This is a genomic window from Streptomyces sp. NPDC002680, assembly GCF_042889145.1.
GTDB lineage: Bacteria > Actinomycetota > Actinomycetes > Streptomycetales > Streptomycetaceae > Streptomyces > Streptomyces adonidis.
Genome location: NZ_JBIAQP010000028.1, coordinates 33,970 through 46,447 on the forward strand (window position 1 = coordinate 33,970; position 12,478 = coordinate 46,447).

The window sequence follows — 12,478 nt, forward strand, 5'->3', positions numbered from 1 at the left end:
CTTGGATTCCTTCCTCTCCCACGTGGAGTCGCTGGTCTCCGAGGCCGCGGCATCCGGTGCCGATGTCGTGGTGCTCTCCGAACTGGCGAGCACCGGCCTCCTCGCGAGCCGCGAGGACCACACCGTCGCAGACGAACCGGCACGGCCTGACCGCCTACACCGACGACATCGTCACAGGGCTCGTCCGTATGGCACGGGAGCACGGGATCGTCCTGGTCGTGGGCAGCCACAACCGCACCGCCGACGACGGATCACTTCGGAACACCGCGCACATCGTGTTCCCCGACGGTCGTGTGGAAGTGCAGGACAAGATCCACCTCACCCCGCCGGAACACGCGATGGGCACGCGGGGCGGCGATGACCTGCTGGTCACGACCATCGGTCCGTTCACGGTGGGACTGCTGATCTGCGCCGACATCCAGATCCCCGAACTCTCCCGTTCGCTGGTCGGGCGTGGGCTCGAGGTGGCTTCTGCCCCTCGCTCACCTGGAACCGCCGCGGCGTCCACCGCGTGCGGGTCGGCTGCCAGGCCCGCGCAATGGAGAACCAGGTGTTCGTCGTCACATCCCCGCTCATCGGGCATAGTGGACTGCCCGCAGACGGACCCTTGTGCACCGTCGACCGGGCCCTCGCGGCGGGGCCCGTGGACAGAACCTTCGGCCGTAACGACGGCATCCTCGCCGAGGCGACCAGCGATAAGGAAGAGATCGTCTACGTCGACCTGGACCGGGACCTGCTGTTCGCGTCCCGCGAGAACCCCGAGGTCCCCGGGCTCAAGCTGCGCCGGCTCGATCTCTACGCCGGACTCGTCACCGGCAGCGAGACCTGAGCAGGACCCAGTGACGCCATGACGTCTACCAGCACCGCGTCCGTTACCACGAGGCCGACGCCCAGGGCTTCCTCTTCACAGCCCGCTATCTCGAACTCGCCGATGTGGCGATGACCGAGTTCGACGACCTGCTGGACATCACCACCCGGTGCACCCGCGTCGGCACGTCCAGCTTCGGCCTCGACGTGCACGTGGCCCGCGGCGCGGACACCGTCGCCACGATCGCGCTCGTCTACGTCAACGTCGATGTTGTTGTCCGCCACGTCGCGGCCGCTTCCCGACAGCCTCGCCAAGGCGCTGCGGTCCACGATCACCGATCAGTAGGACGTTGTCGGATTCACAACTGATCGCGCGGCACCTTGTGGCGATCACGATTCCCGCTGCGGCGGTGCCAGACAAAACTGACCGCTATGAGGCCGCCCCACGGCCTCAGAGGTCCGCCGGGCCCGAAGCCCGCGCTTCACTGTTCCAAGGAGGTCGACGTCCGAATGCCCACCGCCCCGCTCGCAGGTCCGCTCTTCGACTCCTGGCGTGCTGGTCCCGCAGACAGCAACGTCTCCGTCGTCCATGAGCCCGCGACAGGCGAGCCTCTCGACGCCTACCGGAACGCGACATCCCAGGAAGTCGCCGCCGCTGTCGAGAAGGTCGACTCGGCCTTAAGCACTTGGGGCCGTACGACTCAGGCCGAGCGGGCCGCGCTGCTGCTCACTCTCGCGGACCGTCTGGAGGCCGCTGGTGAGGACTTCGCCCGGTCGGAGAGCGCCAACGTCGGCAAGCCGCTGGCGCCGGCCCGCGACGAGATCGCGTACGACGCGGATGTCCTGCGCTGGATGGCCGGAGCCTGCCGGATCTCACACGCCTCCGCAGCGGGCGAGTACGTGGAGGGGGGCACCTCCATGACCCGGCGCGCCCCCTTGGGCGTGGTCGGGCTGATCACCCCCCGCAACTACCCGCTCATGGAGGCGATGTGGAAGGTCGCCCCGGCAGTAGCGGCCGGCCACACGGTCGTTCTCAAGCCCTCCGAGCTCACTCCCCTGTCGACGATCCTTTTCGCCCAGCTGGCCCACGAGGTGCTTCCTGACGGGGTCCTCAACCTCGTGCTCGGTGACGGCACGATCGGCGCGGCCCTGGTGGAGCACCCCACCGTACGACTGGTGTCCTGGACCGGAGACGTGGCCACCGGCAGGAAGGTCGCCATATCGGCCTCCGCCACACTCAAGCGCGTCCATCTGGAACTCTGCGGCAAGGCTCCGGCGCTGGTCTTCGGCGACGCGCCACTGGACGGGGTCGCCGCCGAACTGGCCGCGACCGGCTTCCTCAACGCGGGCCAGGACTGCCCCTCGCCCTGTCGCATCATCGTCGAGGACGCCGCCTACGACTCCTTCGTCGAGGCCAACCGCAAAGCCGTGGCCGATCTGCGATGCGGCGACCCCGAGGACGAGTCGTCCCACTTCGGTCCCGTCATCTCGCGGCGGCAGCTCGAACGGGTGGAGGGCTTCGTCGACCGGGCACGCTCCACCGGTGCCTCGGTCCCGGCCGGTGGCCGGCGGGTGGACCGTCCCGGTTGGTTCTACGAAGCCACCGTGATCACTGACGTACGACAGGACGACGAGATCATCCAGCGGGAGATCTTCGGCCCGGTGGTCACGATCCAGCGTGCCGGCTCGGACGACGAGATGCTCACGATGGCGAACAGCGTCGACTACGGCCTGGCCGCCAGCGTCTGGACGAGCCGACGTGAACCGGAGCCTCCGGCTCACGCGGGACCTCGCGTTCGGGACCGTCTGGCTCAACCAGCACCTGGTCCTCGCGAACGAGATGCCCCTCGGCGGATTCGGGCAGTCCGGCTACGGCAAGGAACTCTCGGCCCACGCCATCGACGAATACTCACAGGTCAAGCACGTCATGCTGAAGGCTGCGGGCTGATGAACCGCCTCGTCCAGCAGCGCCCAGCCGTCCGCCTGGCGGCGACCGGATCCAGCCCCCGCGGAAAGGGACGCCGATGAGCGCCGATCGCTACGACATCCTCTTCGAGCCGGTTGTGATCGGCCCCAAGACGGCGCCCAACCGCTTCTGGCAGACACCGCACGCCACCGGATTCGGCACCGAGTACCCCGACATGCAGGCGGCGTATCGCGGGATGAAGGCCGTGGGCGGCTGGGGCGTGGTGTTCACGGAGGCCACCTCGGTGGCCCCCGAGACCGACAAGGTCCCCTACGTCCTTGGCCGCCTGTGGGACGAGGGAGACGTACGTAACTCCCGCCGTATCGTCGAACGCATCCACGCCGGCGGCGCCCTCGCCGGCGTCGAGCTCGAATACCACGCCTCGATGTCGGTCGCGTCCGAAGGCCGTCTGGTCGCCCATTCTGTCGACCCGGTGGCCGGGGAGGGACCGCTCCCGGTCGCCTACGCCGGGACCGCCGCTGCGCTCCGCGAGTCGGACATCGCCCGCGTCCAGGATCTTCATGTGCAGGCGGCCCTGCGCGCCGTGGACGCGGGCTACGACCTGATCACCCTGCACTGCGGCCATGCGGCGTCGCTGATCTCGCACTTCCTGATCCCGTACTACAACACCCGCACCGACGCCTACGGCGGATCGTTCGAGAACCGTGCCCGCTTCGCCAGGGAGACGCTGACGCAGGTGCGTGCGGCCGTCGGTGACCGCGCGGCGGTCGGCCTGCGCTTCGGCGTCGACACCCTGGACGGCCCCCTCGGACTCGGCGACCGTGGCATGCGGCACGACGGCGAAGCACCACGCGTGCTCCAGCACCTCGACGACGTCGTGGACTACTGGGATCTGATCATCGGCGGAGTCGACTGGGGACAGGACGCCCAGTCCTCCCGTACCGCGCGCGAGAACCACGAGGCACGGTTCACCGGCCGGATGAAGCGGTACACGGCCAAGCCCGTCGTCAACGTGGGTCGTTTCAACAGCCCCGACACGATGGCGAAGGTCATCAGATCCGGCCAGGCCGACTTCATCGGGGCCGCCCGGGCGGGCATTTCCGACCCCTTCCTGCCTGCCAAGATCCGCGACGGCGGCATCGAGGACATCCGGGAGTGCATCGGCTGCAACATGTGCGTCTCACGCGCGAACATGGCGAACGGACGCATCATCTGTACGCAGAACCCGACCATCGGCGAGGAATTCCGCCGCGACTGGCACCCGGAGACCTTCGAGACGGCCGGGAACCGCGACCGGGCCGTCCTGGTCGTGGGCGCAGGTCCAGCCGGCCTCGAATGCGCCATGGTCCTGGGCAAGCGCGGCTTCGACATGGTGCACCTCGTGGACGCCGCCGAGGAGGTCGGCGGCAGCCTCAACTGGATCGCCAGGCTGCCCGGCCGCCAGGAATGGCGTCACGTCGTGGAGTACCGCGAGCACCAGCTCTCGAAGCTGAAGAACGTCACCACGATCCTGGGCACCCGGCTCAGCGCCGACGACATCCTCGACTACGGCGCCGAGATCGTGGTCATCGCCACCGGAGCGCACTACGCGGCTGACGCCGTCTCGCCCTACGACCGTCGTCCGCTGTCACTCGGCGACACCTACCGCGGCAACGTCCTCACACCCGAGGAAGTCATGTCCGGCGAGGCCACGATCGGCGACCGCGTCCTGGTCTGGGACACCGACGGCTACTTCGTCGGTCCCGGGATCGCCGAGCACCTCGCGGCGCTCGGGCACGACGTCACCGCGGTGACTCCGGCCTCCGCTTTCGGACCGTACCTCCACCAGACGATGGAGGACGCCCGCATGACCGAGGACCTGCGGGCACTGGGTGTACGTATCTTCCCCAGCAGCGGCCTGGGCCACGCGGACGCCGACACCGTCCCGGTCAAAACCCTGGCCGGCTCGGTCGATGTCGGCGTCGACACGTTGGTCGTCGTGGGCCAGCGCGTCGCCGACTCCGGCCTCTACCAGGACCTCCAGGACCGCAGATCGGAGTGGAGCCAGGCCGGACTGACCAGCGTGTACAGCATCGGCGACTCGCTGCGGCCTAGCTTCATCGCCGACGCAGTCTTCTCCGGCCACCGACTGGCCCGGGAGATCGACAGCCCCAACCCCGCCGAGCCGCGGCCCTACATCAGGGAACGGCGACTGCTGAACGCCACCGAGACGGATTTCACCCTCGCCGGACGCGCTCAGTCCCGGACCGTCTGATCAGCCGCCCCAGCCCGACGTACACCCCAGCCGAGGAGCAGACATGCGAGCCAGCACGAAGGTGACGGTCCTTCCCTTCGACGAGAGCAGGGCCAAGCCGTTCGGCCCGGCCGTCATCGAACATCGCACCGCGCAGGCCGAATTCGGCGAACTCGGCACCTACTTCATGACCTTCCCCGACGGCGGGTACACGGATCGCTGGACCCTCCGGTACGAGGAGTCGATCTACGTCATCAGCGGCGAGGCGTCCCTGCTCGTCGTCGACGCCGAGGACGAGACCCCCGTGAGGGTCGGTGCAGGCGAGCTGGCCGCGCTCCCCAAGGGCGCCACCGTCCGCTACGGCGGAGAACCGGGCACCCGCCTACTGCTGTCGATCGCGCCCGTCAACTGGGCGGCGGCCGACCCGGTACGGGAGCGGTCCGGCGAGGTGCCCCGTGTCCTCTTCCTGACCCCCTTCCATTTCGAGAAGCCCGAGCACGACGACGAGTTCGACGCCGTACTGACGTCGCTGCTCGCGGGACACGGGGAGCAGACGGTCTCCGCCGAGCACGTGGAGCCCTTCGAGTCCGAGGGCGTCGACTACGACACGGCCCAGAGCAAGGCCATCCTCAAGGCGGTCGAGCAGGCCAACGCGGACGATTACGACGCGATCGTCATCGCCTGCCACTACGACCCCGCACTGACCGAGGCACGCGAGGCCTCTCGGATCCCGGTCGTCGGGCCGCTGCAACTGACCACCGGCCTCACCACGCAGTTCGGCCCGAAGTTCGCCGTCATCACCGACATCCCGGAGGCCGTGGAGGTCATCGGCGGTCTGATCGACGGCTACGGACGCGGAGCCGACTGCGTCGGCGTGGCCGCCATCGGCTGGGACGGTGACGCCATCCTGGAGGACCCGCGCGGCGCGGCGCGCGCAGTGGACCGCATCGTGGCCGAGCTGGCTGCGGCGGGTGAGGCGCAGTCCGTCGTCATCGGCTGCACCATCGTCTCCTCCGCCTACGAGCGACACCGGCAGGAGTTCCCGGACCACGGAGTCGTGGTGCTCAACAGCAACCTCGTCGCCCTGAAAGGCGCGGCCGCCCTGGCTGCCAACTGACCAAAGGATCCCTCTTCTTATGAACATTGTCGTCCTGGTGAAGCACGTGCCCGACGCCACCGGCGACCGTCGCTTCGAGCCGGACAACACGGTTGACCGAGACGGCGTCGAAGGCCTGCTCTCCGAGCTCGACGAGTACGCCGTCGAGCAGGCACTACAGATCAGGGAGCACCGCGCCGACGAGGAGATCGAGGTCACGGCGCTGACCATCGGCCCCGACGACGCGGAGGAAGCTCTCCGCAAGGCCCTGCAGATGGGCGTCGACAAAGCCTTCCACGTTTCCGACGACGCGATCGCCGGGTCCGACGCGATCGCCACCTCGCTGGTGCTCGCAGAGGCCGTGAAGAAGGCCTTCAACGGTGCGGTGCCGGACCTGATCGTGACCGGTATGGCCTCGACCGACGGCGGGATGGGCATCGTCCCGGCGATGCTCGCCGAGCGCCTGGGCATCCCGCAGGTCACCCTGGCGTCGGCGGTGGAGACGCAGGGGGACCTGGTTCGCATCCGGCGCGACGGGGACGCCGCCACGGAATCGGTCAGCGCCACCATGCCGTTGGTGCTGTCGGTGACGGACCAGTCGGGAGAGGCCCGCTACCCCTCCTTCAAGGGCATCATGGCGGCCAAGAAGAAACCCCTGGTGACCTGGGACCTGGCCGACCTGGGCGTCGACCCCTCCTCGGTCGGCCCGGATGCCTCCCGGACCACGGTCGAGACCATCACGGCCCGCCCGCCCCGCACCACCGGCGAGATCGTCAAGGACGAGGACGGCACGGGTGCCAAGGCACTCGCCGGCTTCCTCGCGAACAAGAAGTTCATCTGAGAAGGAACGAGACATGTCTGAGGTTCTGGTCCTCGTCGACCACCTGGCGGGCACGGTCAAGAAGCCGACGTACGAGCTGCTCACGATCGCCAAGCGGCTCGGCGAGCCGTCCGCCGTGTTCATCGGCAGCGCCGACGCCGGAGAGGCCGTCGCCGATGCCGCAAGGGCGTACGGCGCCGAGAAGATCTACGTCGTCGACGACACCGAGATCAGGGACCACCTCGTGGCACCCGAGGCGGAGGCGCTGCAGCAGCTCGCCGCAGACACGGACCCGGCCGCGATCCTGCTGCCCTCCTCGGCCGAGAACAAGGAGATCGCCGGTCGGCTGGCCATCAAGCTCGGCTCGGGCCTGATCACCGACGCCGTCGACGTCCAGGCCGACGGCACCACCACCCAGTCGGTCTTCGCCGGCAGCTACACGGTCACGGCCAAGGTCACCACCGGTATCCCGATCATCACTGTCAAGCCCAACTCGACAGCCCCGGAGGAGTCGGCCGGTGCCGGAAGCGTCACGCCCTTCGAAGTGACGATCTCCGACGCGGCCAGGACCGCTCGGATCGAGGACACCCAGCCGCGAGCGGCCACCGGCCGTCCCGAACTCACCGAGGCCGCGATCGTCATCTCCGGAGGCCGCGGCACCGGCGGCGACTTCGAGGCGGTCGAGAGCCTCGCCGACGCCCTCGGCGCGGCCGTCGGCGCCTCGCGTGCCGCTGTCGACTCGGGCTGGATGCCGCACACCCTCCAGGTCGGCCAGACCGGCAAGACCGTCTCCCCACAGCTCTACATCGCAAACGGCATCTCCGGAGCCATCCAGCACCGAGCCGGCATGCAGACTTCCAAGACGATCGTGGCCGTGAACAAGGACGAAGAAGCCCCGATCTTCGACCTCGTCGACTTCGGCGTTGTCGGCGACCTTCATAAGGTCCTGCCCGCGCTGACCGAGGAGATCAACCAACGCAAGGGGTGAGTCGGCCAGCGTTACCTGACGAACAACGACGTCTCCGGCCGGACTGCTGGTGGCGTCGTTGTTTCTTTGCCATCCAGTCGGGCCCCTCAGCCGTTGTCGCCCTGCCTTCGTCGTAGGGATGGCGGAGCGAGCCACCGAATTTCGGACATCTCCCAATGGAAGTGGCCAAGGGGTTATCCCTACGTTCCTGGCATCTCAAACGTCGCGTGGTGTACGCCACACCCAGGCCCAGGCAGCCAACGGCGACGTATCCGTGAATCGACATGATGGAGGATGCCGTATGAGCGCAGCGAGCGAAGCCGCTGATGCCGAAGTGGCAATGAGCAGCGAAAGTAGCGCGAGTCTGCGCGGCAACATGGGCGTACTCGAACTGATCTTCACGGTCGTCGCCTACAACGGCCCAGTCGTGGTGTTCCTCGGATTCATTCCGGTCGCCGTTCTGCTCGGCAATGGTGTCGGTACGCCGGTGGCGTTCCTCGTCTGCGGCGTGATCGTCGCGATGCTGGCAGTGGGTCTGCTCACCATGTCCGTACGGCTGAAGAGGCCAGGCGGCTTCTACGCCCTGATCACCGCCGGGCTGGGCAGGGTCGTTGGCCTCGGCTCCGGCTTCGCGGCGCTCACCTGCTACTTCGTGGCCCTGCTCAGTGCCTACGCACTCGGCGGGATCGCCCTCAACACCATCATCGTGGACCTCTTTCACGGACCCAAGGTCGCGTGGTGGGTGTGGGCAGGTCTGATGCTCGTCGTGACCAGCGTGCTCGGCCACCTCAACATCAGCTTTTCGAGCCGCGTCCTCACTGTGTTCCTGGCGTGCGAGCTGCTCCTCATGATCGCCTATGACATCTCGGTCCTTGCCAAGGGCGGCGCACACGGGATCGACTTCGACTCCTTCACCCCGCGTCAGATCTTCTCGGGGTCGACATCGATCGCGTTCCTCTTCGGCATGGGTCTCTTCGGCGGCTTCGAGGCGACCGTGATCTTCCGCGATGAGGTGCGCAAGCCAGAGCGGACGATTCCAGTCGCCACCTACGGCGTCGTGGCATTGCTCGCCGGCCTCTACGCAGTGACCGCATGGTGTTTCATCAACTCCTACGGTGCTGCCGCCGTCATGGATACGGTGAACAAGGACCTGGTGGGCGCGTCGACCAACAGCATCAAGGAGTACACCGGGCAGTTCGCCTACGACGCGGCAACAGTCATGCTCTTCACCAGCTCGTTCGCCCTCGCGCTCGCGGCCCACAACATCACCGCCCGGTACGTGTTCAATCTCGGCGCCGACGGCATCTTCCCGCGACGCTTCGGCCAGCCTCACGAGCGGCACGCGTCCCCGCACAGGGCCTCGTTCGCCCTCAGCGTGACGGCACTGCTGGTGCTCGGCGTCTTCGTGGCCGCGGATGTCCCCGAGGCCGACCTCTACGCGCGACTGGCCGGGCTCTACAGCTACTCGTTCGTCATACTGCTGGTCCTTGTCGCACTGGCGATCGGCATCTATTTGCTGCGTGACCGTGTACACGGAAAGGCAGTCAGGCCGGCGGCGGCCTCCCTCGTAGCCTTCGTCGTGCTGTGCGTGACGCTGGTCCTGGCTACCAAGAACTTCACGCTGCTCACGGGAGCGACGGGAACCACGAAGGATGTCCTGATCATCATGATCTGGGGCGTCACGCTGGGCGGGACAGCCTGGGCGTTCTACCTCAAACGGAACCGTGCGGAGATCTACAACAGCATCGGCCGCCAGTAGAAGGGACCGAGAAGGAGTGCTCTCGCGAGCAACATCGAAGGAAATGGTCGGTCGGTTGCTGGTCATTCGGGGCGGCGGTTGTGCGGAACCGTCTCCAGGACGAGGTGGTAAGAGTGGTCTACGAGTTCGCCGACCAGATCGGCGGTGACGCCCCGGCCGACTCCTACGGAGATCCAGTGCCGCTTGTCGAGGTAGCGGCCCGGAGTGATCGACGGGAACTGGCGTTGCAGCAGCCGCCCGTACTCCGGCTCCGCCTTGAGGGTGACGATGAGTTCGTCCGGGTCGTCCGTGACGATCAGGAAGACCTTGTCGGCCACCTTGTAGACGTCCAGCTGCTCGGTGAACGGGCGCCCGTGACCGACTCCCGGCAGCGCGAGTGCCGTGTCGCGCGCGGTGTCCTGGAGCTTCTCGCCACTGGAGGGCACGTGGCGGCTCAGGAGAGGCGGCCGTAGGCGTATGGATCGACGGGCTGCCGGGACTTGGGCAGCCGGCCTACGACGAGACGGTAGGAGTCGGCCACCAGCTCCCTGACGAGCTTCTCGTCGAGGGTGTTTCCGCCCTTCAGCGTGATCCAGTGCTTCTTGTTCATGTGGTAGCCGGGGGTGATGTCCGCGTACTGCTCGCGCAAAGCCACGGCGTCACCGGGGTCCGCCTTCAGAATCACAATGGGGCGTCCCGGTACGTCGGTCATGAGCATGAACACCTTGCCGCGCACCTTGTAGACCTCCCATTCGGGGCCGAACGGGTGCTCCAGTCCGGCCCCAGGCAGGCCTTCGGCGCAGTCGGCCGCGGTCTTCTGCAGTGTTTCTCCGTCCAAGGTCGCCCACTCCTCGATTCCTGTCCGTGCCCCGACCGGCGGGCCACAGCACGTGGCGCCGTCTCCGTCATGATCAACACGCGCTGCGGCACCGGCACACGGTGACGGGAACGCCGCGCTCACCATCCTTCCCCGTGGACGACGATCCGGTCGGTAAACTGCGGACACATGATGGTCGGCAGGCGACACTCGCCAACGTCGGAGCAGCGTTCCTCCGCCCTCTTCGTCTCGCGGTCCGTCTCCGCCGGACGCGCCGGGCCCGAGTCCGTCCCGCTGTACGGCTTCCAGCCCCCGGTCGGTACCCCGTACGGCCTGGAGGTCACCACGGTCGAGGACTTCACGCCGATCACGACGACTGGCCGTGGAATCCGCCCCGTCCGGGCCGGGCCACCTTCCACTATCTGATCCTGGTGACAGAGGGTGAGCTCCAGCACGACGTCGATCACCTCACGCGGACCGTCGCCCCCGGCCAGTGGCTGTGGGTGCGCCCCGGGCACGTGCAGTGCTGGCACGACCCCGGCACCGCCCGTGGCCCCTTCATCCTGTTCGAGCCGGACGCGCTCCGACCCGACACCGCCAAGCATCTGACTCCGCTCATTTCGCACGACGCCCCTGCCGTGCTGACCCCACACCCCGCCGACGCCCCCTGGCTGGAGCAGACCGCGTTCCAACTCCTCGACGAACACCACGCGTTGGGACGCCGCCCGCTCGCGGCCCATCACGCCCTGCGGTGCAGCCTCCTCGAAGCCCTGCTGCTCCGCCTCGCCGACTCACCGGACGTCGTCACAGCAGCTCCGCTCCCGGCCAGAGTCACTCCCCGGGGGGAAGCTCAGAACGACGCCAGGTCTACGAACGATTCCGGGACACCCTGGAGCTGCACTACCGCGAGCTGCACCGCGTCGACAACTACGCCCGGCTGCTCGGTACGCACTCTCAGCCGCGCCACCCAGGCCGCCGCCGGCACCGGAGCACGGCAGGTCATCGACGAGCGCCGTCTGCTCGAAGCACGCCGTCTGCTCGGCCACGCCCGGTGGACCGCCCGCGCGGTCACCGACCATCTGGGCTTCACCGACACGGCCAACTTCGGCCGCTTCTTCCGGCAGCACACCGGCCTCACACCCGCCGCCTACGCGGCTCGTCAGGCCACCCCGAATCCCTGAGACTCCCCCGGTGGATATCCCAAAACTTCGCGCGACGTCTCATGAGGATTCCACTTCAGAGCCGCGCCAGAGGCTCTCTACAGTCACAGGCATGGACAAACCAAGCGTCATCATCACTGGGGCAGGCTCCGGCATCGGGCGGGGTATCGCCCGTGCTTTCGTCGACGCGGGGTACGAGGTCTTCGCGAGTGACATCTCCCAGGAGCGCCTGGAGGAGACGAAGGCCGAGCTGTCCTCCCCCTCGTCGCTCCACCTGCGGGTCATCGACGTGAGCAGTTACGAGAGTGTCGGCGCGCTCGTCGACGAAGTGGTCGAAGCCACCGGTTCCCTGGACGTCATGGTCAACAGCGCGGGCGTCTTCGACGGGTACGCCGACGTGCTGGAGACCACCCCGGAACTGTGGCAAAAGGTCATCACGGTCAACCTCACCGGCACGTTCAACGGCTGCCGTGCCGCCGCGAAGGCCATGATCGGCCAGAAGTTCGGCCGGATCATCTCCATCGGTTCCGTCGCGGGTCAGCGCGGCGCCGCCGACGGTCTCGCCTACGTCACCTCCAAGGCCGGTATCGAGGGCCTCCACCGCCGCCTCGCAATCGACGTGGGTCCGCACAACGTCACGGCCAACGTTGTCGCACCAGGTGTCATCCGGACCAATCTCCGCGCAACCTCGGAAGAACTCCTCGGCGACCTCGTGTCCTCCCAGAACCGCGGGATCGGGGTGTCGCCCGAGATCATGGACTTCCTCATCCCCGCGGCCCGCTCCGCCGACCCCAGCGAAGTGGCCTCGGTCGTGCTGTTCCTGGCCTCCGACGGAGCCTCCTACGTCAATGGGCAGGTGATCCACGTCGACGGCGGATGGAGCGCCACCTGAAGCCGCCCTCGCGCCCAGGGA

General features: G+C 67.7%; 13 protein-coding genes and 2 pseudogenes. 12 read left to right on the forward strand and 3 right to left on the reverse strand.

The window, feature by feature from the left end; translation table 11 throughout:
* Window positions 1-62: 62 nt before the first annotated feature.
* Both ACFYXF_RS47635 and ACFYXF_RS47640 read left to right on the forward strand, forming a co-directional pair.
* Window positions 63-464: pseudogene (locus tag ACFYXF_RS47635) on the forward strand (nitrilase-related carbon-nitrogen hydrolase); the annotation flags it as partial.
* Window positions 465-550: 86 nt separating this feature from the next.
* Window positions 551-829 (forward strand): hypothetical protein, encoded by a 279-nt coding sequence (locus ACFYXF_RS47640; RefSeq protein ID WP_389360011.1) that lies wholly within the window; start codon window positions 551-553, stop codon window positions 827-829.
* Here the strand turns inward: ACFYXF_RS47640 and ACFYXF_RS47645 are convergent.
* Window positions 796-1,137, reverse strand: coding sequence for a hypothetical protein (locus ACFYXF_RS47645; RefSeq protein WP_389360013.1), 342 nt, complete (start codon window positions 1,135-1,137; stop codon window positions 796-798). The genes ACFYXF_RS47640 and ACFYXF_RS47645 overlap by 34 nt on opposite strands.
* Window positions 1,138-1,317: 180 nt before the next feature.
* On the opposite strand from ACFYXF_RS47645, the pseudogene ACFYXF_RS47650 reads away from it, so the two are divergent.
* The 7 genes and pseudogenes from ACFYXF_RS47650 to ACFYXF_RS47680 all read left to right on the forward strand — a co-directional run.
* A pseudogene (locus ACFYXF_RS47650) lies at window positions 1,318-2,502 on the forward strand (aldehyde dehydrogenase family protein); the annotation flags it as partial.
* Window positions 2,503-2,566: 64 nt separating this feature from the next.
* Window positions 2,567-2,755 carry an aldehyde dehydrogenase family protein gene (locus tag ACFYXF_RS47655; RefSeq protein WP_389360003.1) on the forward strand — a complete coding sequence of 63 codons (189 nt, stop codon included), beginning with the start codon at window positions 2,567-2,569 and terminating at the stop codon, window positions 2,753-2,755.
* A 76-nt stretch (window positions 2,756-2,831) separates the two neighbouring features.
* Window positions 2,832-4,988: an FAD-dependent oxidoreductase gene (locus tag ACFYXF_RS47660; protein ID WP_389359846.1), complete on the forward strand. Its 2,157-nt coding sequence runs from the start codon at window positions 2,832-2,834 to the stop codon at window positions 4,986-4,988.
* A gap of 43 nt (window positions 4,989-5,031) precedes the next feature.
* Complete coding sequence (locus ACFYXF_RS47665) at window positions 5,032-6,084, forward strand: aspartate/glutamate racemase family protein (RefSeq protein WP_389359847.1); 1,053 nt, start codon at window positions 5,032-5,034, stop codon at window positions 6,082-6,084.
* 19 nt (window positions 6,085-6,103) lie between these two features.
* Window positions 6,104-6,904 (forward strand): electron transfer flavoprotein subunit beta/FixA family protein, encoded by an 801-nt coding sequence (locus ACFYXF_RS47670; RefSeq protein ID WP_389359848.1) that lies wholly within the window; start codon window positions 6,104-6,106, stop codon window positions 6,902-6,904.
* A gap of 13 nt (window positions 6,905-6,917) precedes the next feature.
* Entirely contained in the window at window positions 6,918-7,871 is a 954-nt protein-coding gene (locus ACFYXF_RS47675; RefSeq protein WP_389359850.1) for an electron transfer flavoprotein subunit alpha/FixB family protein, read from the forward strand.
* A 280-nt stretch (window positions 7,872-8,151) separates the two neighbouring features.
* A complete protein-coding gene (locus ACFYXF_RS47680) occupies window positions 8,152-9,609 on the forward strand; it encodes an APC family permease (RefSeq protein ID WP_389359852.1) in 1,458 nt (485 codons plus the stop codon).
* 62 nt (window positions 9,610-9,671) lie between these two features.
* On the opposite strand, the gene ACFYXF_RS47685 is transcribed toward ACFYXF_RS47680, so the two are convergent.
* Both ACFYXF_RS47685 and ACFYXF_RS47690 read right to left on the reverse strand, forming a co-directional pair.
* Window positions 9,672-10,034: an MmcQ/YjbR family DNA-binding protein gene (locus tag ACFYXF_RS47685; RefSeq protein WP_389359854.1), complete on the reverse strand. Its 363-nt coding sequence runs from the start codon at window positions 10,032-10,034 to the stop codon at window positions 9,672-9,674.
* Between the two features lie 8 nt (window positions 10,035-10,042).
* Window positions 10,043-10,426, reverse strand: a complete 384-nt coding sequence (locus tag ACFYXF_RS47690) for an MmcQ/YjbR family DNA-binding protein (protein ID WP_389359856.1) — start codon at window positions 10,424-10,426, stop codon at window positions 10,043-10,045.
* Between the two features lie 168 nt (window positions 10,427-10,594).
* Between ACFYXF_RS47690 and ACFYXF_RS47695 the strand changes: the two genes are divergently transcribed.
* The 3 genes from ACFYXF_RS47695 (at window position 10,595) to ACFYXF_RS47705 (ending at window position 12,457) form a co-directional block, all read left to right on the forward strand.
* Window positions 10,595-10,831: a hypothetical protein gene (locus ACFYXF_RS47695; protein ID WP_389359858.1), complete on the forward strand. Its 237-nt coding sequence runs from the start codon at window positions 10,595-10,597 to the stop codon at window positions 10,829-10,831.
* 5 nt (window positions 10,832-10,836) lie between these two features.
* Complete coding sequence (locus ACFYXF_RS47700) at window positions 10,837-11,586, forward strand: helix-turn-helix domain-containing protein (protein WP_389359860.1); 750 nt, start codon at window positions 10,837-10,839, stop codon at window positions 11,584-11,586.
* 91 nt (window positions 11,587-11,677) lie between these two features.
* A complete protein-coding gene (locus ACFYXF_RS47705; protein ID WP_389359862.1) occupies window positions 11,678-12,457 on the forward strand; it encodes an SDR family NAD(P)-dependent oxidoreductase in 780 nt (259 codons plus the stop codon).
* Window positions 12,458-12,478 lie beyond the last annotated feature (21 nt).